The sequence below is a fragment of the Sporosarcina sp. P1 genome (assembly GCF_002743155.1).
In the GTDB taxonomy this organism is placed as follows: Bacteria; Bacillota; Bacilli; order Bacillales_A; family Planococcaceae; genus Sporosarcina; species Sporosarcina ureae_B.
Window position 1 is genome coordinate 1 of record NZ_PDYS01000041.1, and the last position, 2444, is coordinate 2444.

Annotated in this window: 1 pseudogene; it reads left to right on the top strand. The window is 43.4% G+C overall.

The features are described 5' to 3' along the window. Positions 1–145: 145 nt before the first annotated feature. Positions 146–1447, top strand: a pseudogene (locus CSV73_RS16205) (IS4 family transposase); the annotation flags it as partial. Positions 1448–2444: the final 997 nt, after the last annotated feature.

The window sequence follows — 2444 nt, forward strand, 5'->3', positions numbered from 1 at the left end:
CCATAGGCGTCAACTTAAGAAAAAATATAGGGTTATACTTCCTTCTTTGTTGGTATTTATAGAGTAAAACCAATAAAGGAGGAGTCTACTATGAAGCCGCATCATCCAGTTTATCAATTAAAACAGTTATTTCAGCTTCTGCCACCCAAAAGAATTGAACGATTTAGCTAGAGAAACAAAATTTATACAACGAAATCGGAAGTTCACGCTTATTTCTTTTTTAAACATGATTTTTACTAAACCCGGTGTGCTTTCTACCCTTTCATTAACAGGTATGTGTGGGGACCTAGGTAATTCCGATATTCACTTATCCAAACAGGCATTGAATAAACGAATTAACCAACCTATGGTCCTATTCTTACAAAAAATATTCTTACTTCTATATGATGCGCAATTGACATTGGAGCTTAGCTCCATACCGTTTAGAAGTAGTATTCCTTTTCGCTCTATACGAGTATTAGATGGAACTACTGTGACGTTATCTATGGACTGTAGTGAATTCTATCCTGGAAGTGTGGGAGCTGGCGTGAAAATCCAGATAGAATTTGATTTACTCACGGGGCGCTTTTTGTATATCAACTTACAGCCAGGAAAAGCAGGTGATGGTCCTGCTGGGTTGGATAGATTACAAAACCTACAAAAGAATGACGTGTTTTTACAAGACTTAGGCTACTTTAAATTCAAGATATTAGAAGGGATAAATGAGAAGGAAGCGTTCTTTGTTTCTCGCGCCAAAGCCGATACACAATTCCATACCCTCCATCCCAACCCACAGTACCATCCAGACGGGTCTCTTATGCAGAAATATGCATATGAACGATTGTTAATAGAAAGTGTTTTCCCTTCGATCAACCGAGGAGAGTATAAAGAATATCCTCTTGTATATATGGGGGCCAACTCCAAGATTCCCACACGCTTAATTTTATATCGTATGACCCAAAAGGAACAAAGTCGTCAAGACCAGAAAATCGCGGTGCGTAACCGGACAAAGCCAGGAATCATCAAACAAAAATCCAGAGATTTGTCAGGAGTTTCCATGATGATATCCAATCTGCCACCCACAGTCCCAGCGGAAGAAATTATCGCATTGTATCGATATCGATGGCAAATTGAACTTCTGTTTAGATCGTGGAAAAGTGATTTTAAAGTAGCGCACTTTCGAAGAATGAAGATAGAAAGATGGCAATCTCATCTGTACGTGGAGCTGATTAGGCTGCTTCTCAGTACATTGATTACCTACCAATTCCGTATTCATTTCTGGAAAAACGAAGGGTTGATTTTGAGTGAACAGATCACAATGCGAGAAGTTGGCAAAAAAATATGGGTGCTTTGGCGAGCCCGTGATGAAACGGTCTGGCAAAACACCCTAGAAAGTCTAGAAAGAATCCTTCGTTCAATTGGAAGGAAAAATATTAAAGAACCGAGTCCTATCGGTTGGAATACCTAAAGAAAAAAATAGGGGGAAATGAATTTTATTTGGCATGCATAAAATCAAATCCTGTTATAAATATATACCCGAAACAAATAGGAGCGAAACTCGAAAGTCTAAAAATAATAAAGTTTTTTTAAAAAAACTTCATTTCAAATCATACAACCGATTAACTATTCATTAAGTTGACGCCTATGGCTGGGGCGACTCCGGGAGGATCAGCGTGCGCCTTGAGACCCCGCAGGGAGCGAAGCGGACGAGGAGGCTCAAGCCACGCCCTCCGGAAAGCGTCCCCAGCTGGAGCTTCAATCCCCTCATACTCACCTCGGCCACTTACACTTGAACTGGAACTGGAACTGGAACTGGAACTTCAACAAGTTTAAAGGCACCAATAATTTACACTTTCTACAGTGATTAACCTTCGTCCCTCCACTATCCACGTAGGATTGAAGCGGAAGCTGGGGCGACTCCGGGAGGATCAGCGTGCGCCTTGAGACCCCGGACAGGTGCCTTAATTTCTGCAAAGTACACAGAAATACGGCAAAGCGAACCCTTCGCTGTTCACTTGGCTCGGGCCGCGCCCTCCAGAAAGCGTCCGCCAGCTGGAGCTTCAATCCCCTCACACTCACAAACTCACTCACCACTCCAAAGCACTTGCTTTTGAACTTAACTATGTTCCAAGACAACAATAATTAACACACTATCTACAGTGATTGATCTACGTGCCTCCACCATCAACTTAGGATTGAAGCGGAAGCTGGCGGCGACTCTGGGAGGATCAGCGCGAGTTCGAGACCCCGCAGGAAGCGTAGCGGACGAGGAGGCTCGGGCCGCGCCCTCCAGAAAGCGTCCGCCAGCTGGAGCTTCAATCCCCTCATACTCACCTCGGCCACTTACACTTGAACTGGAACTGGAACTTCAACAAGTTTAAAGGCACCAATAATTTACACTTTCTACAGTGATTAACCTTCGTCCCTCCACTATCCACGTAGGATTGAAGCGGAAGCTGGGGCGA